Annotated in this window: 17 protein-coding genes; 10 read left to right on the forward strand and 7 right to left on the reverse strand. The window is 68.7% G+C overall.

Annotated elements, in window-relative coordinates; genetic code table 11:
- Positions 1–48 precede the first annotated feature (48 nt).
- A complete protein-coding gene (locus OXR60_RS03875; RefSeq protein WP_267394246.1) occupies positions 49–2,517 on the forward strand; it encodes a circularly permuted type 2 ATP-grasp protein in 2,469 nt (822 codons plus the stop codon).
- A gap of 13 nt (positions 2,518–2,530) precedes the next feature.
- Positions 2,531–3,424 (forward strand): transglutaminase family protein, encoded by an 894-nt coding sequence (locus OXR60_RS03880; RefSeq protein ID WP_267394248.1) that lies wholly within the window; start codon positions 2,531–2,533, stop codon positions 3,422–3,424.
- Between the two features lie 131 nt (positions 3,425–3,555).
- On the opposite strand, the gene OXR60_RS03885 is transcribed toward OXR60_RS03880, so the two are convergent.
- Positions 3,556–3,816: a hypothetical protein gene (locus tag OXR60_RS03885; protein ID WP_267394250.1), complete on the reverse strand. Its 261-nt coding sequence runs from the start codon at positions 3,814–3,816 to the stop codon at positions 3,556–3,558.
- A gap of 96 nt (positions 3,817–3,912) precedes the next feature.
- On the opposite strand from OXR60_RS03885, the gene OXR60_RS03890 reads away from it, so the two are divergent.
- Genes OXR60_RS03890 through OXR60_RS03910 form a run of 5 tightly spaced genes read left to right on the forward strand, consistent with a single transcriptional unit; the run spans position 3,913 to position 8,254 of the window.
- Positions 3,913–4,842 carry a DnaJ C-terminal domain-containing protein gene (locus tag OXR60_RS03890; RefSeq protein WP_267394252.1) on the forward strand — a complete coding sequence of 310 codons (930 nt, stop codon included), beginning with the start codon at positions 3,913–3,915 and terminating at the stop codon, positions 4,840–4,842.
- 5 nt (positions 4,843–4,847) lie between these two features.
- A complete protein-coding gene (locus OXR60_RS03895; RefSeq protein WP_267394254.1) occupies positions 4,848–5,804 on the forward strand; it encodes a YihY/virulence factor BrkB family protein in 957 nt (318 codons plus the stop codon).
- Positions 5,801–6,604, forward strand: a complete 804-nt coding sequence (gene fabI, locus OXR60_RS03900; RefSeq protein WP_346015430.1) for an enoyl-ACP reductase FabI — start codon at positions 5,801–5,803, stop codon at positions 6,602–6,604. The genes OXR60_RS03895 and fabI overlap by 4 nt, the downstream gene beginning before the upstream one ends.
- 57 nt (positions 6,605–6,661) lie before the next feature.
- Positions 6,662–7,729: a chorismate synthase gene (gene aroC / locus OXR60_RS03905; RefSeq protein WP_267394256.1), complete on the forward strand. Its 1,068-nt coding sequence runs from the start codon at positions 6,662–6,664 to the stop codon at positions 7,727–7,729.
- A gap of 60 nt (positions 7,730–7,789) precedes the next feature.
- Positions 7,790–8,254 carry a hypothetical protein gene (locus OXR60_RS03910; protein WP_267394258.1) on the forward strand — a complete coding sequence of 155 codons (465 nt, stop codon included), beginning with the start codon at positions 7,790–7,792 and terminating at the stop codon, positions 8,252–8,254.
- A 113-nt stretch (positions 8,255–8,367) separates the two neighbouring features.
- Here OXR60_RS03910 and OXR60_RS03915 read toward each other — a convergent pair whose 3' ends face one another.
- The 5 genes from OXR60_RS03915 to OXR60_RS03935 all read right to left on the reverse strand — a co-directional run bounded on the left by OXR60_RS03915 (position 8,368) and on the right by OXR60_RS03935 (position 14,554).
- The gene (locus OXR60_RS03915) at positions 8,368–8,778 is read right to left on the reverse strand and encodes a hypothetical protein (protein WP_267394260.1); all 411 of its coding nucleotides are present in this window, start codon (positions 8,776–8,778) and stop codon (positions 8,368–8,370) included.
- Between the two features lie 23 nt (positions 8,779–8,801).
- Positions 8,802–10,091, reverse strand: a complete 1,290-nt coding sequence (locus OXR60_RS03920) for an adenylosuccinate synthase (protein ID WP_267394262.1) — start codon at positions 10,089–10,091, stop codon at positions 8,802–8,804.
- A 203-nt stretch (positions 10,092–10,294) separates the two neighbouring features.
- On the reverse strand, positions 10,295–11,401 hold the full coding sequence (locus OXR60_RS03925; RefSeq protein WP_267394267.1) for an ATP phosphoribosyltransferase regulatory subunit: 1,107 nt from the start codon (positions 11,399–11,401) through the stop codon (positions 10,295–10,297).
- Positions 11,402–11,709: 308 nt separating this feature from the next.
- A complete protein-coding gene (gene serA, locus OXR60_RS03930; protein ID WP_267394269.1) occupies positions 11,710–13,287 on the reverse strand; it encodes a phosphoglycerate dehydrogenase in 1,578 nt (525 codons plus the stop codon).
- A 106-nt stretch (positions 13,288–13,393) separates the two neighbouring features.
- Entirely contained in the window at positions 13,394–14,554 is a 1,161-nt protein-coding gene (locus OXR60_RS03935; RefSeq protein WP_267394271.1) for a phosphoserine transaminase, read from the reverse strand.
- A 191-nt stretch (positions 14,555–14,745) separates the two neighbouring features.
- On the opposite strand from OXR60_RS03935, the gene OXR60_RS03940 reads away from it, so the two are divergent.
- Positions 14,746–15,423 carry an extensin family protein gene (locus OXR60_RS03940; RefSeq protein WP_267394273.1) on the forward strand — a complete coding sequence of 226 codons (678 nt, stop codon included), beginning with the start codon at positions 14,746–14,748 and terminating at the stop codon, positions 15,421–15,423.
- 42 nt (positions 15,424–15,465) lie between these two features.
- Complete coding sequence (locus tag OXR60_RS03945) at positions 15,466–16,347, forward strand: TIGR00730 family Rossman fold protein (RefSeq protein ID WP_267394275.1); 882 nt, start codon at positions 15,466–15,468, stop codon at positions 16,345–16,347.
- Between the two features lie 34 nt (positions 16,348–16,381).
- Here OXR60_RS03945 and OXR60_RS03950 read toward each other — a convergent pair whose 3' ends face one another.
- Positions 16,382–17,287: a LysR family transcriptional regulator gene (locus OXR60_RS03950; protein WP_267394277.1), complete on the reverse strand. Its 906-nt coding sequence runs from the start codon at positions 17,285–17,287 to the stop codon at positions 16,382–16,384.
- 91 nt (positions 17,288–17,378) lie between these two features.
- On the opposite strand from OXR60_RS03950, the gene OXR60_RS03955 reads away from it, so the two are divergent.
- Positions 17,379–18,254, forward strand: a complete 876-nt coding sequence (locus OXR60_RS03955; protein WP_267394279.1) for an aldo/keto reductase family oxidoreductase — start codon at positions 17,379–17,381, stop codon at positions 18,252–18,254.
- Positions 18,255–18,271: the final 17 nt, after the last annotated feature.

Below are 18,271 nucleotides of genomic sequence, written 5' to 3' on the forward strand. Positions count from 1 at the left end.
AAGCGTAGACGGTGCCGCTCACACCGCAGGGACATACAAAGGCAAGCGATGGCGACGGCGCCCCTGTTCGACGCGGCGACGCATGCCAAGCGCTGGATCGCGGATTACTGCGCCCGCGCTACCGCGGACGACGTGCTGTGCAGCAGCGACGATCCGGCCTGGGCGGCGATGTTCGAGGAACTCGCCACCGTCGCGTCCGACGATCTCGACCACATCCGCGAACGCGTCCGCCGCCATGCCGCCGACATCGGCATGGGCTTTCGCATCTCGGGCGAGGCCGATGAGCGACCCTGGCCGGTGTCCCCCGTGCCGCTGCTGATCGACAGCGCGGAGTGGCGCGAGATCACCCGCGGCGTCGTCCAGCGTGCCGATCTGCTCGAGACCGTGATCGCCGATCTCTATGGGCCCGGCCGGCTGGTCGAGCGCGGCCTGATCCCCGCCGCGCTGGTGACCGGCAGCCCCTATTTCCTGCGGCCGATGGTGGGGCTCGAACCGCCCGGCGGTCGCCACCTCCATTTCATCGCGATGGATCTCGGCCGCGGCCCCACTGGCGAATGGCGGATCCTTGCCGATCACCTGCGTGCGCCTGCCGGCGCCGGCTATGCGCTCGAGAACCGGCTGGCGGTGAGCCGCACGCTCGGCGGCCTGCAGGCGCGGCTCAACGTTCAGCGCCACGCGCCCTTCTTCGCCGCGTTCCGCGCCGGCATCGCCGCAATGTGCCGCCGCGCCGAGCCGCGGATCGGCCTGCTCACGCCTGGACGGTTCAACCCGAGCTATCCCGAACAGGCGCATCTCGCCCGCTACCTCGGGCTGCTGCTGGTCGAAGGCGCCGATCTCGCCGCGCTCGAGAACCAGCTCTATGTCCGCACCATCGGCGGGCTCAAGCGGGTGGACGCGCTGTGGCGGCGGGTCGATCCGCGGCTGCTCGATCCGCTGGCGTTTGATTCCCACTCGCAGATCGGCGTGCCGGGGCTGATCGATGCCTATGCGGCGGGTAATGTCGTGCTCTCCAACCCACCGGGGTCGGGCGTGCTCGAGGCGCCGGCGTTCAGCGCCTTCCTGCCGCAGCTGGCGACGCGGCTGCTCGGCGAAAGCCTGCACATTCCCAACATCGCCACCTGGTGGTGCGGGCATGATCGCGAGCGCGTGCATGTCGAGGAAGACCTTGATCGGCTGCTGATCGGCCCCGCATTCGGCGCGGCGCCGCTCGGCCTGCCCGGCAACAAGCCGATTCCTGGTGCGGAGATCACCGGCGCGGCGCGCATCGCGCTGCTCGCCGACATAGCCCGCCGCCCGCAGGATTATGTCGGCCAGGAGATCGTCCGCCTCTCCACCATGCCCGTCGTGATCGGCGACCGGCTCGAGCCGCGGCCCTTCACCCTGCGCGTGTTCCTGGCACGCGATGCGCACGGCGCGTGGACGGTGCTGCCCGGCGGCTTCGCCCGGATCGGCGACGATCCCGATCCGCGCTCGACGGTGATGGGCGAGGGCACCTGGTCGGCCGACGTCTGCATCCATGGCCATGAGGCGGTGGATCAGGTGTCGCTGCTGCCCGCGCAGGATTCGCTCGCCGTGCGCCGCAACCCGGGGACGCTGCCGAGCCGGGTCGCCGACAATTTTTACTGGCTCGGCCGCTATCTCGAGCGCGGCGAGGCGCTGCTCGCGGCGATCCGGGTCATGCTAGGCAACTCGATCGATGCCGATGGCGGCGCGGCGCTGTCGTCGGCGACGATGGGCAAGCTCGTCGGCCTGATCGCGGGCGGTGGATCGGCGCCGCACCCGCTGTCGCTGCGCCGCGGCGACCTGACGCTGTTCGCCCGCCAGGCGATGGAGGACGAGGACTGGCATTCGGTGGCGACGATCAACCGCCTCGCCCGTTGCATCGGCGAGGGCTCGCGCGACCGGCTGTCGGCCGACATGGTGCGGCTGCTCGAGGCGCCCTTCCCCAGCCACCGCGGCATGCTCGATCGCGCCGGCTCGCTGCAGCGACGCTATGCGGCGATCGCCGGCCTGTCGGCCGAGCATATGGGCCGCACTTCCGCCTGGCGATTCCACGATCTCGGCCGCCGGCTGGAGCGCGCGATGGCGATGACCAGGGCGGTGCGCTTGTTCGGCATGCCCGGTGCGACTGCGGACGATTTGTCGACACTGCTCGATCTCGCCAACAGCCAGATCAGCTACCGCCAGCGCTATCTCACCGGCATCGCGCGGGTGCCGGTGGTCGATCTGGTCGCGCTCGATCCGGGCAACCCGCGCAGCCTCGCCTATCAGACCGAGCGGCTGAACGAGCGGCTTGGCGAACTGCCGGTGCTGAGCGACGATGGCATGGCCGAGCCGCAGCAGGCGCTCGCCAAGGCGCTGACCGCGATTCTCGCCACCACAACGGCCGCGACCATGACCCCCGACACGCTCGGCGACATGGAGCGCCGGCTCGCCCAGTTGTCCGACGCGGTGGCGCGCCGCTATTTCCTCCAGGGTGCCGAGCCGCTGCGCGCCGTGGGGCTGACGCTGGCATGAAGCAGACCGTTCGATGATCTACGACATCCGCCACGTCACCCGCTTCGATTACGGCGGTTTCGTCAAGTTCGCGCGCTGCAACCTGCGGCTCCAGCCGATCGACTGGCCGGGCCAGACGGTGGAGGATTATGCGCTCACCGTCGAACCGGTCGGGCGCACCTCGCCGGCGCGCGCCGAGGCGGGGCTCGCCAACGTCACCCGGCTGGTGATCGATACGCCGGTGCGCAGCCTGACCATCGAGAGCCGCGCGCGGATTGCGGTCGACCGGCTGATCCCGATCCCCGACGCGTCGGACCCGACGCTCGCCGAGGTCGCGGCGATGGCGCGCCACAGCCGCGATCTTTCGGCGATCGGCCCGGCCAATTACCTGTTCCCCTCGCCGCTGATCCCGCTCGACCATGGCATCGCCGATTATTGCGCGGCGGATCTCGATCCCGCGCGCGGCAGCCTCGAGGCGGGAATCGCGCTCGCGCAGCGGATCCAGCGCGATTTCACCTTCGACGCTACGGCGACTCTGGTCGACACGCCGCCGCACGAAGCCTTTCTGCATCGCAAGGGCGTGTGCCAGGATTTCGCGCAGATCATGATCACCGGGCTGCGCGCGGCAGGGCTGCCGGCGGCTTATGCGTCGGGCTATATTCGCACCATCCCGCCCCCCGGCGAGCCGCGGCTGGTCGGCGCCGATGCGACGCACGCCTGGGTGCTGCTGTGGTGCGGGCCGGTGCAGGGCTGGGTCGGGCTCGATCCCACCAACGGCATCTGGATGGCGGGCGATCACATCGTCATGGCCGTTGGCCGCGACTATGCCGAGATCGCGCCGGTCGACGGCGTGGTGCTCGGCTCGCATGCGCAGAACATGGAGGTGTCGGTGGATGTCGCGCCGCTGGAGGATCTGGTCGCCGCCTAGTCCTTCCCCCCCTCTACCGTCATCCCAGCGAAAGCTGGGATCTCCTGGTGGCACACAGGGATGGAGCCGCCGGAGACCCCAGCCTTCGCTGGGGTGACAGAGAAAGTAGGTGCCGGACGGCGGGGAACGGCCTATTTCGTCACGGCATTCTCATTGCCGACGTCGTCGTCGGTGTCCTTATCGCCGGTGCCCGAATATTCCATGCCGCTCTGGCCGCCATGGCCCATGAAGCCGCCGCCGGCGCCGCCGGGCTTCTTGCCGGTATGCGGATTGGGATAGGCGCCGCCGCTGCTTTCGCTGCCGCCCGCGGTCTTGCCCGGTGCGTCGCCGACGCCGTCCTTGCTGCCGTCGTGCTTGGTATCCATCGCCTGGGTGGGTTGCTTGTCGGTCATGATCGCGTCTCCTCGATGCCACCAACGATGCAGCCACCGATTGCGTTGCGCCGCTCCCTCCCCCACATAGCCGGCTAATACACCAACGGGGACTCGATGGCCGATCCATATCAGACCTTGGGCGTGGCGCGTGGCGCGACCGAGGCCGACATCAAGAAGGCGTACCGCAAGCTCGCGAAAGAGCTTCATCCGGACCGCAACAAGGACAATCCCAAAGCGTCCGAGCGGTTCAGCCAGGTGACGAGCGCCTATGACCTGCTCACCGACAAGGACAAGCGCGCGCGCTTCGATCGCGGCGAAATCGATGGCGACGGCAACCCTGCCGCACCGTTCGGCTATGGCGCCGGCAGCCCGCGCCCCGGCGGCCCGGGCAGCGGCGGCTTCAACAGCGCCGGATTCGAGTTTGGCGGCGACACCGCCGACATGGGCGACATCTTCGAGGGCCTGTTCGGCGGCGGCCAGCGTGGCGGCGGCTTTGCCAGCGGCTTCGGCCGGCGGCCGCAGCCCAAGGGCGCCAACATCGCCTATCAGCTGCGCGTGCCCTTCGTCGATGCGGCGACGCTCAACCCCCAGCGGGTGACGCTCGGCGACGGCAAGGCGATCGACCTCAAGCTGCCGGCGGGGGTGGAGACCGGCACCCAGATGAAGCTGGGCGGCAAGGGCGAACAGGGCCCGGGCGGCGCCGGCGACGCCATCGTCAGTATCGAGGTGCAGGCCCATCGCTTCTTCACACGCGACGGCGACGACGTTCGGCTTGATCTGCCGATCACCCTCAAGGAAGCGGTACTCGGCGGCTCGGTGCGAGCGCCGACCGTCGACAAGGCGGTGATGCTGACGATCCCCGCCGGCACCACCTCGGGCAAGACGCTGCGCCTCAAGGGTAAGGGCTTCTACCGCAAGGACGGTACCCGCGGCGACCAGCTCGTGACGCTGATGGTCGACGTGCCTGCGCATGATGCCGCGCTGCAAGCCTTTGCCGAACAGTGGGATGGAGCCGGGAACCCGAGGGCGGCGCTGGGCGTCTGAGCCGCGTGACAGACGCTGCCCCCGCCCTAACCCCCGAAGACCGGGCGAAGCATCGCCACGGCGCCCACCACCACCTCGCCAAGCTGAAGCCCGGGCCGGCCACCATCGAGGTGTTCAAGCGCGCCGCGTTCGGCGTGTTCAACGACGGCTTCATCCACGCCGGCAATCTCGCCTATCTCGCGTTGATGACGGTGTTCCCGTTCTTCATCACCGCGGCGGCGCTGCTGTCGCTGCTCGGCCAGAGCGCCGAGACGCAGCGCACCGTGGCCTCGTTCCTCCACGTGCTGCCCCCCGATGTCGCCGACATCCTGCGCAAGCCGATCGCCGACGTGCTGGTGGCGCGCACCGGCAACCTGCTGTGGCTCGGCGGGCTGGTCGGCTTGTGGACGGTGGGCGGCTTCGTCGAGACGATTCGCGACATCTTCCACCGTGCCTATGGCGTCAAATCGACCGCGCCCTTCTGGCGCTCGCGGCTGTCGTCGTCGGGGATGATCATCCTGTCGGTGATTATCGCGCTGATCGCCTTCCTGGTGCAGGGCATCCTCACCGCCGCCGAACAGTTCATCTATCGGCTGCTGCCCTTCGCCGAGAACGCCGCCGGCTGGGTCGGCCTGTCGCGGATCATCCCCGGGCTGCTGATGTTCGGCGCGCTCTACATGCTGTTCTATTCGGTGACGCCGTCCAAATACCGCTACACCGAGTGCAAGAAATGGCCGGGCGCGTTGTTCACCACCGCCTGGTGGGTGGGGATGACCGCGCTGCTGCCGATCGTGCTCGCGCAGCTCGGCGGCTATGACCTCACCTATGGCAGTCTGGCCGGCGTGGTAGTGATGCTCCTGTTCTTTTATCTGATCGGCCTCGGGCTGGTGTTTGGCGCCCATCTCAACGCGGCACTGGCGGAACCGCCCGAACCGGCGCTACAGGGTGCAGCGACGAGCAAGACGGAGGCGGTGACGGCGTGACGGGGTTGATGGCGGGAAAGCGTGGGCTGATCATGGGCCTGGCCAACGACAAGTCGCTGGCGTGGGGAATTGCCAAGCAATTGTCGGCTGCCGGCGCCGAGCTCGCTTTCTCCTACCAGGGCGAGGCGATGGAGAAGCGCGTGCGCCCGCTCGCCGAGCAGCTCGGCGTCGCCCGGCTGTTCGACTGTGACGTCTCGGACATGGACGCGCTCGATGCGACCTTTGGCAAGCTCGCCGCGGAATGGCCGACGATCGACTTCGTGGTCCATGCCATCGGCTTTTCGGACAAGTCGCAGCTGCGCGGTCGCTATTACGATACCACGCTCGACAATTTCCTGATGACGATGAACATCTCGGCCTACAGCCTGGTCGCGGTGGCCAAGCGCGCACGGACGATGATGCCCGAGGGCGGCTCGATCCTGACCCTGTCCTATTACGGCGCCGAGAAGGTCATCCCGCATTACAATGTCATGGGCGTCGCCAAGGCGGCGCTCGAGACCAGCGTCAAATATCTCGCGGTGGATCTCGGGCCGGAGAACATCCGCATCAACGCGATCTCGGCGGGCCCGATCCAGACGTTGGCGGCGCGCGGGATCGGCGACTTCAACTATATCCTCAAGTGGAACGAGCTCAACTCGCCGCTGCGCCGTACCGTGACGATCAACGACGTCGGCGGCGCCGGATTGTACATGCTGAGCGACCTGTCGAGCGGCGTCACCGGCGAGATCCACCATGTCGATGCCGGCTACAACGTGATCGGCATGAAGGCCGAGGACGCGCCGGATATCGCGCTCGCCTGAACCGATTACCCGACGCTACAGCTTGACCCCTCCCCTCCGTCGCGAGAGGGAGGCATCATGAGCGTCAATTCCTTCGGCCACGTCTTCCGCTTCACCACCTGGGGCGAGAGCCACGGTCCCGCGATCGGCGCGGTGGTCGACGGTTGTCCGCCGGGGCTCGCGCTCGCCGAGGCGGACATCCAGCCCTGGCTTGACAAGCGCCGCCCCGGCACCTCGCGCTTCACCACCCAGCGCCGCGAGCCCGATCAGGTGCGCATCCTCTCGGGCGTGTTCGAGGGCCGCACCACCGGCACCCCGATCAGCCTGATGATCGAGAATGTCGACCAGCGATCGAAGGATTATTCCGAAGTCGCGCTCGCCTACCGCCCGGGCCATGCCGATTACGCCTATGACGCCAAATACGGCTTCCGCGACTATCGCGGCGGCGGGCGGTCATCGGCGCGCGAGACGGCGAGCCGGGTGGCGGCTGGCGCGGTCGCCAGGCTGGTGATCCCGCAGGTGCGGATCCGCGGCTGGGTGGAGGCGATCGGCGGTGATGCGATCGATTACGCCGCGTTCGACGACGCGACGATCGACGCCAATCCCTTCTTTTGCCCCGACCCTGCCGCGGCGGAGCGCTGGGAGGCGCTGGTTGACGGTGCGCGCAAGGCCGGCTCGTCGCTCGGCGCGGTGGTCGCCTGCGAGGCGGTGGGCGTGCCCGCCGGCTGGGGCGCGCCGCTCTATGCCAAGCTCGACGCCGAGCTGGCGCATGCGGTGATGGGCATCAACGCCGTCAAGGGCGTCGAGATCGGCGACGGCTTCGCCGCCGCGGCCCTCACCGGCGAGGCCAATGCCGATGCGATGCGCCCGGGCGACGACGGCCCCACCTTCCTCGCCAACCACGCCGGCGGCATCGCCGGCGGCATCGCCACCGGCCAGCCGATCCGGCTGCGCGCCGCGTTCAAGCCGACCAGCTCGATCCTCACCGCGGTGCCGACGATCGACCGCGACGGTCAAGCCGCCGAGATCGCCACCAAGGGGCGCCACGATCCGTGCGTCGGCATCCGCGGCGTGCCGGTGGTGGAAGCGATGATGGCCTTGGTGCTCGCCGATCAGGCGTTACTCCACCGGGCTCAATGTAGTTAATCAAAGGGAACACCTGCCCCTGCGAGCCGTTGATACGATAACGAAAAGCAGGAGAGAACGATGCGAAAGATCATGACACTTACCGTCGCCGCGCTGTTGTTGCCGACCGCCGCCATTGCGCAGACGACAACTGGTGGGTCGACCTCGGGCACCATGGGTGGCTCGACGGGGACCATGGGTGGCTCCACCTCGGGCACGATGGGCGGCACGACATCGGGCACCATGGGCGGCACCACCGGTGACATGTCGATGGGCCAGACCGGCACCGGCCAGTCGACGACCTCCGGCACCACCGGTGGCACGACCAGCACCACCCGCAGCAAATCGACGCGCAGCACTCATCGCGGCACCACCGGCACGCGCTCGGGCACCGGCACGACGACCACGGGGACGACGTCGACCACCGACTCGACCATGTCGCCGGACTCGATGACCAGCCCCGATGCAACCGGCACGACCACGCCGGGTACGACCACGGGAACGGGCACGACGAGCAGCTCGGGCGGCGCGACCACGCCGCGCTAAGCTCGTCGCCGACGAGTGAAAGGAGAGGCCGGGCAAGCGATCGTCCGGCCTCTTCTTTTGCGATCGGCTACAGGCGAAGCGTCGACGGTCCCGTCGCACGAAACCGCGGATCGCTACCGGGCGGCGGAGGCATCCAGCAAGAATTGGCGCATCGAGGCGGCAGCCTCGTCGGTCAGCGTCACCAGGATCCGGTCGCTTTTCACCGTTCGCGCGACGCGCTTGTCATGCTCCAGCATCGACAGCCAGCGCAGGCCGGTGGGCAGGCGGGCCGCCGTCTCGGTGATCAGCTCGATATCCTCGATCTCGCGCCCCTCGCTGCGCGCGACGAACAGGATCATCAGCATGTCCCATGCGTGTTCGTCGAACAGCGCGTGATCGAAATGGGTGTAGCGCAACCGGCGGAACGCAAGCTGGGACTTGGCCAGTCGGACAAGATCGTCGTCCATCCTTCTTCTCCCTGTTGATCTCCACAACAGGCCAGACAGTAAAAGGATGCTTGATCGAACCGGCGGCATGATCTTCATGCCGCCGGCAAAGATGATCTAGATTAGTCGGCGAACGGATCGCGAACCAAGATGGTGTCGGCCCGTTCGGGACTGGTCGATACCAGGGTCACCGGGCAGCGGATCAATTCCTCGACACGGCGGATATACTTGATCGCCTGGGCCGGCAATTCGGCCCAGCTGCGCGCGCCGGCGGTGGAATCCTGCCAGCCTTCCATCGTTTCGTAGATCGGCTCCACCGCGGCCTGGTCGGCGGCGTGCGAGGGAAAATAGTCCAGCGTCTCGCCGCGCAGGCGATAGCCGGTGCAGATCGAGATCGTCTCGAAGCCGTCGAGCACGTCGAGCTTGGTCAGCGCGATGCCGGTGATCCCGGACACGGCGGCAGACTGGCGCACCAGCACCGCATCGAACCAGCCGCAGCGGCGCTTGCGCCCGGTGACGGTGCCGAACTCATGGCCGCGGGTGCCGAGGCGCTCGCCGATCTCGTCCTCGAGTTCGGTCGGGAACGGCCCCGAGCCGACGCGGGTGGTATAGGCCTTGGCGATGCCGAGCACGAAGCCGACCGCCCCCGGCCCCAGGCCCGAGCCACCCGCGGCGCTGCCGGCGATGGTGTTGGACGAGGTGACGAACGGATAGGTGCCGTGATCGACGTCGAGCAGCACGCCCTGCGCGCCTTCGAACAGGATGCGCTTGCCCGCCGCACGCGCCTCGTTGAGGTCGCGCCACACCGGCTTGGCGAAGGACAGCACGAAATCGGCGATATCGCGCAGTTCGGCGATCAGCGCCGCGCGGTCGATCGGCGGCTGGCCGAAGCCGGCGCGCAGCGCGTCGTGATGCGCGGTGAGCCGATCGAGCTGGGTATCGAGCTGGTCGAGATGGGCCAAGTCGCAGACGCGGATCGCGCGACGGCCGACCTTGTCCTCATAGGCCGGGCCGATGCCGCGACGCGTGGTGCCGATCTTGCCGGCGCCGCTCGCATCCTCGCGCAGACCATCGAGATCGCGGTGGAACGGCAGGATCAGCGCGCAATTGTCGGCGATGCGCAGCGTCTCCGGGGTCGCGACCACGCCCTGTGCTGCGAGCCGCTCGATCTCGGCCTTGAGCGCCCAGGGGTCGAGCACCACGCCATTGCCGATCACCGACGGCGTGCCGCGGACGATGCCCGACGGCAGCAGCGACAATTTGTAGACGTTCTCGCCCACCACCAGCGTGTGGCCGGCGTTGTGCCCGCCCTGGAAGCGGACCACCATGTCGGCGCGTTCGGCGAGCCAGTCGACGATCTTGCCCTTGCCCTCGTCGCCCCACTGGGCGCCGATCACGGCTACATTGGCCATGGATACAATTCTCCGCCTGCCTGGCGAATCCGCGCGCCCTTCGACAGGGCTCGGCGCGCGGACGGTTCCGATTGTTCGGTGGCGCGCCTAGCCTCGGGGGCCGGACGCGTCAACCAAACCCTGCTACCCGTTCGCCCTGAGCCTGTCGAAGGGCAAGGGACTCACCGTGCTTCGACAAGCTCAGCACGAACGGGATCGTGGTTCTAATCCCGCAGCAGCCGCGCCTCGCCCATCGCCCAGAAATGCGTGCACAATTGCGCCTCTGGCGTGTCGCCGGCCTCCAGCGCCGCCACCGTCACCCAGCCGGCGGCGCGCATCGCCGCGCCATCCGCCGGCGCGGTGCCCATCGGCAGGAACAGCCGCCGCCGCTCGGCCGGCGCGGCGGTGGCGACGATCGCATCGGCGAAGATCGAGAACCCGGTCGCCGCTTCCTCGGCGCCGCCATCGTGCATCACCGTGTAGGTGCCGCCGCGGCCGACCTCGCGCGTCGCACCGGCGACGAATAGCGAGAAGCCGAGCCACGATTGATATTCGAAGCCATGGCGCTCGGTGGGATCGAGCGTCAGCCCGACGCGACCACCCACGGCGTGCGCCAGCGCCGCCAGCCCATCCAGGCGGCTGGTCAGCGCGCCGCTGGCATCGAAGCCGCGCAGCCGCGCCAGCGCCGCCTCGAACGGCCCGGCCGCCTCGATCAGCGGCAGATAGGCCGGCGCCAGCTCCGCCACCGCGCCGGCATCCTTGGCGTCGAGCCGGTCGCGCAGCGCCTCGACCCGCTCGGGCGGCACCGGCAACGGCCCCGCCGCCAGCGTATCGACCAGATCGGGCAGGGTGAAATCGATCGAGACGCCGCTGGCGCCAGCCGCGGCAAGCGCTTCCACCGCGACGCCGACCACTTCCTGAGCCGCCGCGACCGAATCGAGCCCGATCAGCTCGCAGCCGATCTGGCGCCACTCGCGCGCCGGGGCGAGTTGCTCGGCGCGCAGCTTGAGCACCGGGCCGGCATAGGACAGCCGCACCGGGCGCGGGTGATGCCCCATCCGCGTCGCGGCGATGCGGGCGATCTGCGCGGTGAGATCGGGGCGGATCGCGAGCGTGCGCTGCGACACCGGATCGACGAAGCGCACCGCATCGATCAGCGCGCCGTCCTTGAGCCGCGAGCCGAGGCTGTCGGCATATTCGACGAGCGGCGGATCGGCGCGTTCATAGCCATGCAGCCGCGCTGCCTCGAGCACCCGCGCCTCGATCGCGGCGGCGGTATCGGCATGGGGCGGCAGACGGTCGCGGAAACCTTCGGGAAGCAATGGGGTCATGCCGGCTCCATAGAGCGCCCCTGCCGCAATGGGGAGAGGGGTAGCGCAGGATGACGAGGGAGCCCGTTCGCGCTGAGCCTGTCGAAGCGCGGCGTGTCCCCTGCCCTTCGACAAGCTCAGGGCGAACGGAAGGGAATGTCTTCGCGCTCGGTCAAGCATCGGGGCGTTCGTGCTGAGCCTGTCGAAGCACAGTGGGTCTCATGCCCTTCGGCAGGCTCAGGGCGATCGGCAGGCCATGGCCATCGCACACGGCCGCGGCCGCATCCCGTCCCCGGACGAGGCCGGGGACGGGAAGGTTCAGCCAGGCCTCAGAACGACAGGCCCATCGCGGTCTTGACGCCCGGCAGCGCCTTGACCTTGGCGAGCAGCTCCGCGGTCACCGGCTCGTCGACCGAGAGCAGCAGCACCGCCTCGCCGCCGGCCGAACGGCGGCCGAGATGGAAGGTGCCGATGTTGACCCCTGCCTCGCCGAGCGCGGTACCGAGCCGGCCGATGAAGCCGGGAGCGTCCTCGTTGACGACGTAGAGCATCGGGCCGACCAGATCGGCCTCCACCTTGATGCCGAACAGCTCGACGAGGCGCGGCGCCTGGTCGCCGAACAAGGTACCCGCCACCGACCGCTCGCCATCGGCGGTCTTCACCGCGACGCGCAGCAGCGTGTGATAGTCGCCCTCGCGCTCGGTGCGGATCTCGCGCACCTCCATGCCACGCTCGCGTGCCAGCAGCGGCGCGTTGACCATGTTGACCGTCGCGGTCTGGGTCTGGAGGAAGCCGGCCAGCACGGCGCTGGTGATCGGCTTCTGGTTGAGCTCCGCCGCGGCGCCCTCGGCATGAACCGAGATGCGCGTGATCGCGCCGGTCGCGAGCTGGCCGACCAGGCTGCCGAGCTTCTCGGCGAGCGCCATGTACGGCTTGAGCTTGGGCGCTTCCTCGGCCGAGAGCGAGGGCATGTTGAGCGCGTTGGTGACGCCGCCCGAGACCAGGAAGTCCGCCATCTGCTCGGCGACCTGGATCGCGACATTGACCTGCGCTTCGGTGGTCGAGGCGCCGAGATGCGGAGTCGAGATGAAGTTCGGGGTGCCGAACAGCGGCGATTCCTTGGCCGGCTCGGTCACGAACACGTCGAGCGCGGCGCCGCCGATATGGCCGGAATCGAGCCCTGCCTTGAGCGCCGCCTCGTCGATCAGCCCGCCGCGCGCGCAATTGACGATCCGCACGCCCGGCTTGGTCTTGGCGAGGTTCTCCGCCGACAGGATGTTGCGGGTCTGGTCGGTCAGCGGCGTGTGCAGGGTGATGAAGTCGGCGCGGGCGAGCAGCTCGTCCAGCGTCACCTTCTCGACACCCATCTCCACCGCACGCTCGGGGGTGAGGAAGGGATCATAGGCGACCACCTTCATCTTGAGGCCGCGGGCGCGATCGGCGACGATCGAGCCGATGTTGCCGGCGCCGATCAGGCCGAGCGTCTTGGCCGTCATCTCGACGCCCATGAAGCGGTTCTTCTCCCACTTGCCGGCCTGGGTGGACTTGTCCGCCTCCGGCAGGTCGCGGGCGAGCGCGAACATCAGCGCGATGGCATGTTCGGCGGTGGTGATCGAATTGCCGAACGGGGTGTTCATCACCACCACGCCCCTGGCCGACGCGGCGGGGATATCGACGTTGTCGACGCCGATGCCGGCGCGGCCGACCACCTTGAGGTTGGTCGCGTGCTCGAGGATCTCCTTGGTAACCTTGGTCGAGGAGCGGATCGCGAGCCCGTCATAGTCGCCGATGATCGCCATCAGCTCTGCCGGGGTCTTGCCGGTGATCTCGTCCACCTCGACCCCGCGCTCGCGGAAGATCTTGGCGGCCTGGGGATCCATCTTGTCGGAAATAAGGACTTTGGGCATGACGACGTGTCTTTCTGCAATGCGTCATCCTGACGAAAGTCAGGATCTCGTGCGGCAGGCCTACGCCCGCGGGACGAGATCCCAGCTTTCGCTGGGACGACGATGATTAGTTGGAAGCCTTGGCGGTGGCATAGGCCCAGTCGAGCCACGGCCCGAGCGCCTCGATGTCCGCGGTGTCGACGGTGGCACCGCACCAGATCCTGAGACCCGCCGGCGCGTCGCGATAGCCGGCGACGTCATAGGCCGCGCCCTCCGCCTCGAGCAGCGACGCCATCTTCTTGATCAACGCCTCGTCCGCGCCCTCGACGGTGAGGCACACGCTCGTCGTCGAGCGGTTCGCCTCGTCGGCGGCGAGATTGCCGAGCCACGCCCGCTCGGCGACGATGGTCTGCAGCGCCGCGGCGTTGGCATCCGAGCGCGCGATCAGGCCATCGAGGCCGCCGAGCGACTTGCCCCATTCGAGCGCAAAGATCGCGTCTTCCACCGCGAGCATCGACGGCGTGTTGATCGTCTCGCCCTTGAACACGCCCTCGGCGAGCTTGCCCTTGGACACCAGGCGGAACACCTTGGGCAGCGGCCAGGCGGGGGTGTAGCTCTCCAGCCGCTCGACCGCGCGGGGCCCAAGGATGATCACGCCATGCGCGCCCTCGCCGCCCAGCACCTTCTGCCACGAGAAGGTGGCGACATCGATCTTGTCCCACGGCAGGTCGTAGGCGAACACGCCCGACGTCGCGTCGGCGAACGACAGGCCCTCGCGACCCTCGGGGATCCAGTCGCCGTTGGGGACGCGGACGCCCGAGGTGGTGCCGTTCCAGGTGAACAGCACGTCGTTCGACCAGTCGACCGCGCCCAGATCAGGCAGCTGGCCATAATCGGCGCGGATCACGGTGGGATCGATCTTGAGCTGCTTGACCGCGTCGGTGACCCAGCCCTCGCCGAAGCTTTCCCAGGCGAGCGTGGTGACAGGCTTGGCGCCGAGCATGGTCCACATCGCCATCTCGAACGCGCCGGTGTCGGATCCGGGGACGATGCCGATGCGGTGGGTATCAGGCAGGCGCAGGCAGTCGCGCATCAGGTCGATGGCATATTGCAGGCGCTGCTTGCCGATCTTGGAGCGGTGCGAGCGGCCGAGGCTGGCGGTGGCGAGCTTGGCGGCGTCCCAGCCCGGCGGCTTGGCGCAGGGGCCGGAAGAAAAATAGGGCCGTGCCGGTTTGGTGGCAGGCTTCTCGAGCGCACCCGTGGCGGGTGCTAGAACAGTATCCGTCAATGTAGTCTCTCCTCACAGAGAGCGCGCGCGGCGTTGGGACCGCGTGGCCCGTCGACGGCGTTAGGGACGTCGGCGCAGGCTGGCAACCGCAAATCGGCCGCGGGCGGATCGGCCACGATTCGTCGCAACCGCGATGCGGATCCATTGCCGGACGACCGCAACCCTCTCTACGAGCCGCGTAAAGGGGAAGTATGTTGCGTCAGCATCGGGGGCACGGACGGGTCGCGGCGACGGCGCTGGCGCTGCTGCTCGCCGGCTGCGGCAGCCGCGAGCGCCCTGCCCAGCAGCGACCGGCGCCGTCGCGCGACACGATTTCGCGGCCGTCGGTGCGCGACACCGCGCAATGCCTCGGCGACCTCCACCGCGAGGCGGTCTCGTTCCGCGTCCTGCCCGACAAGGACCTCGGCAATGGCTGCGGCCTTGCCGGCACCGTGCAGCTGGTCGACATCGGCGTGCCGGTGACCAACCTTGGCGCGGTCCGCTGCGGCGAGGCGCGCGCCTTCACCAGCTGGGTCCGCAACGGCGTCGCGCCGGCGGCCTATCAGATCCTCGGCAGCGAGCTGGCGCGGGTGGAGAGCATGGGCAGCTATGCCTGCCGCAACGTCGTCGGCTCGGCACGCAGCGCGTCGCGGCGCTCGGGCCATGCGATCGCCAATGCGGTCGACATCGGCGGGGTGACGCTCAAGGACGGGCGGCGGATCAGCATCCTCGCCGACTGGAACTCGCCCGACCCGGCGGTGCGTCGCTTCCTCCAGACCATCCACGGCTCGGCGTGCAAGCGGTTCGGCACGGTGTTGTCGCCCGACTATAATGCCGCGCACCACAACCATCTCCACCTCGAGGACGATAACGCGCATCTCTGCCGCTGACGGCCCCTTTCCGCCGCTGGCGGTTTGCTTTACCGGGCTCGGATGACCGATACACACGTTCCGAACCGCGTTTTCCCGCATGCCAAGCAGGACGCGGAAAGCGCCAAGGGCGCGATCTCCACGCCGCAGACCGAGAACCCCGCCTACCGGCTCGCCTTCCAGGACATGGATTTCCTGCTGCGCGAAGACCTGCGACCGGTGCGTTTCCAGCTCGAATTGCTCAAACCCGAACTGCTGCTCGACGAGGCACAGATCGCCTCCACCTTCGTCATGTACGGCTCGGCCCGCATCCCCGAGCCCGCCAAGGCGCAGGCGATGCTCGAGATGGCGAGCGACGACACCGCGCGGGGCATCGCGGAGCGGCTGGTGGCGAAGAGCCGCTATTATGACGTCGCCCGCGAGCTCGCTCAGATCGCCAGCCGGGTGCCGCGCGACCAGGCCGGCAAGCGCCAGTTCGTGGTCTGCTCGGGCGGCGGCCCATCGATCATGGAGGCGGCCAATCGCGGCGCGGCGGACGTCGGCGCCGAATCGGTTGGGCTCAACATCGTGCTCCCGCACGAGCAGGCGCCCAACCCCTATGTGACGCCGTCGCTAAGCTTCCAGTTCCACTATTTCGCGCTGCGCAAGATGCACTTCCTGCTCCGCGCCCGCGCGCTCGCCGCCTTCCCCGGCGGGTTCGGCACCTTCGACGAGCTGTTCGAGCTGCTCACCCTGATCCAGACCGGCAAGATCGCGCCGATCCCGGTGCTGCTGTTCGGCCGCGAATTCTGGGACAAGGTGATCAACTTCCAGGCGCTGGTTGACGAGGGCGTGGTCAGCCAGCGCGATCTTGGCATCTTCACCTTCGTCGAGACCGCCGAAGAGGCGTGGGACGTCGTCCGCCTGTTCTACGAGGAGCGCGCGAAGAAGGACGCAGGCCTCTGATCGCGTCGACCCTGATCCCGTCAGCGTCGCGCGGCTACCACCGGCCGTGCGCGCCGACATGGTCGACGAACGCGCGGAGCGGCGCCGGCAGGTAGCGCCGCCCGGGATAATAGAGGTACGGTCCCGAGAACGGTTGCCACCACGGTTCAAGCACCGGCTCGAGCGCGCCGCTGTCGAGATGCGGGCGCAGCCAGTCCTCGAACAGGAAGACGATGCCGCTGCCGCCGATCGCCGCGGCGATCGCGAGGTCCATCGCGCCCCCTGATTGGACGATCAGCGGCCCCGGGGGATCGAGCTTGACGATCTCGCCGTCGCGCTCGAACTCCCACGGGCCCATCATCCCGCTCGAGAAGCGGCCACGCAGGCAGGCATGGTCGAGCAGGTCGCGCGGATGACCGGGCCGGCCGCGCCGCGCCAGATAGCCCGGCGCCGCCGCGGCCGCGAAGCGCTGCGTGCGCGGACCGATCGGCACCGCGATCATGTCCTGCTCCAGCCGCTCATCATAGCGGATACCGGCATCGCAACCCGCCGCGAGCACGTCGACGAAGCCGTCCTCGGCGATGATCTCCAACCGGATGTCGGGATAGGCGGCCAGGAATCCCGGGATGATCCGCGGCAGCACCAGCCGCGCGGCGCTGACCGGCACGTTGATGCGCAGCGTGCCAGCCGGCGAATCGCGGAAGCCGTTGACCACGTCGAGCGCCGCTTCCACTTCGCCGAGCGCCGGCACCAGCCGGTCGAGCAGCCGCGCGCCCGCCTCGGTCGGCATCACGCTGCGGGTGGTGCGGTTGAGCAGGCGCACGCCGAGCCGCGTCTCCAGCCGCCGCACCGCTTCCGATAGGCCCGAGGCGCTGCTGCCCGCGACCCGCGCCGCGTCGCGAAAGCCCCCGGCCCGCGCCACCGCGACAAAAGCTGCAAGGTCGCCGAGATTCGCTGCCATTGTGCGCCTGTCCGTACAGCCTGTGCCGATCTGCGGTTGTTATCGTTCAGGGCGGCCGTGTCTACATGCAGATCACCAGAGGAGACCCGTCATGACCAGTATCGCCACCGCCGGCACGTTTTCGCTCGGCACCCGCACCGTCAACCGCCTCGGCTATGGCGCCATGCAGCTCGCCGGCCCCGGCGTGTTCGGCCCGCCCAAGGATCATGCCGCGGCGCTGGCGGTGCTGCGCGCCGCCGTCGAAGCCGGGGTCAACCACATCGACACCAGCGACTTCTACGGCCCGCACGTCACCAACAAGCTGATCCGCGAAGCGCTCCACCCCTATCGCGACGATCTCACCATCGTCACCAAGATCGGCGCGCGCCGCGGCGACGATGCCTCATGGATCCCCGCGACGTCGCCGGCCGAGCTCACCGCCGCGGTTCACGACAATCTCCGCAACCTCGGCCTCGACGTGCTCGACGTCGTCAACTTGCGCCTGATGGGTGGCGAGGATCATGGCCCTTCGGAGGGATCGATCGCCGACCGGCTGGAGGTAGTCGCCGAGCTGCAGCAACAGGGCCTTATCCGCCACATCGGCCTCAGCAACGCCACCGCGGCCCAGATCGCCGAAGCCAATGGCATTGCCGAGATCGTCTGCGTGCAGAATCTGTACAATGTCGCGCACCGCGCCGACGATGCGCTGATCGACCAGCTCGCCGCCGACGGCATCGCCTATGTGCCGTTCTTCCCGCTCGGCGGCTTCACCCCGCTGCAATCCACCGCCTTGTCTGATGTCGCCACATCGCTTGGCGCCACGCCGATGCAGGTGGCGCTCGCCTGGCTGCTGCAGCGCGCGCCGAACCTGCTGCTGATCCCGGGGACCTCGTCGGTCGCGCATCTCCACGAAAACCTCGCGGCGGGGTCGCTGGTGCTGTCCGCCGAAGCCGTCGCCACGCTTGACGCGATCGGCACCGCCGCCTGAGCCACGGAACCGATGGG

It is taken from the genome of Sphingomonas sp. GC_Shp_5 (assembly GCF_026540855.1).
Lineage (GTDB): Bacteria > Pseudomonadota > Alphaproteobacteria > Sphingomonadales > Sphingomonadaceae > Sphingomonas.

Excerpts from the sequence above, each read along its gene's own strand:
- OXR60_RS03875 (WP_267394246.1), top strand. The coding sequence starts at position 49 with ATGGCGACGGCGCCCCTGTTCGACGCGGCGACGCATGCCAAGCGCTGG.
- OXR60_RS03880 (WP_267394248.1), top strand. The coding sequence starts at position 2,531 with ATGATCTACGACATCCGCCACGTCACCCGCTTCGATTACGGCGGTTTC.
- OXR60_RS03885 (WP_267394250.1), bottom strand. The coding sequence starts at position 3,816 with ATGACCGACAAGCAACCCACCCAGGCGATGGATACCAAGCACGACGGC.
- OXR60_RS03890 (WP_267394252.1), top strand. The coding sequence starts at position 3,913 with ATGGCCGATCCATATCAGACCTTGGGCGTGGCGCGTGGCGCGACCGAG.
- aroC (WP_267394256.1), top strand. The coding sequence starts at position 6,662 with ATGAGCGTCAATTCCTTCGGCCACGTCTTCCGCTTCACCACCTGGGGC.
- OXR60_RS03910 (WP_267394258.1), top strand. The coding sequence starts at position 7,790 with ATGCGAAAGATCATGACACTTACCGTCGCCGCGCTGTTGTTGCCGACC.
- OXR60_RS03915 (WP_267394260.1), bottom strand. The coding sequence starts at position 8,778 with ATGAAGATCATGCCGCCGGTTCGATCAAGCATCCTTTTACTGTCTGGC.
- OXR60_RS03920 (WP_267394262.1), bottom strand. The coding sequence starts at position 10,091 with ATGGCCAATGTAGCCGTGATCGGCGCCCAGTGGGGCGACGAGGGCAAG.
- OXR60_RS03925 (WP_267394267.1), bottom strand. The coding sequence starts at position 11,401 with ATGACCCCATTGCTTCCCGAAGGTTTCCGCGACCGTCTGCCGCCCCAT.
- serA (WP_267394269.1), bottom strand. The coding sequence starts at position 13,287 with ATGCCCAAAGTCCTTATTTCCGACAAGATGGATCCCCAGGCCGCCAAG.
- OXR60_RS03940 (WP_267394273.1), top strand. The coding sequence starts at position 14,746 with ATGTTGCGTCAGCATCGGGGGCACGGACGGGTCGCGGCGACGGCGCTG.
- OXR60_RS03945 (WP_267394275.1), top strand. The coding sequence starts at position 15,466 with ATGACCGATACACACGTTCCGAACCGCGTTTTCCCGCATGCCAAGCAG.
- OXR60_RS03950 (WP_267394277.1), bottom strand. The coding sequence starts at position 17,287 with ATGGCAGCGAATCTCGGCGACCTTGCAGCTTTTGTCGCGGTGGCGCGG.
- OXR60_RS03955 (WP_267394279.1), top strand. The coding sequence starts at position 17,379 with ATGACCAGTATCGCCACCGCCGGCACGTTTTCGCTCGGCACCCGCACC.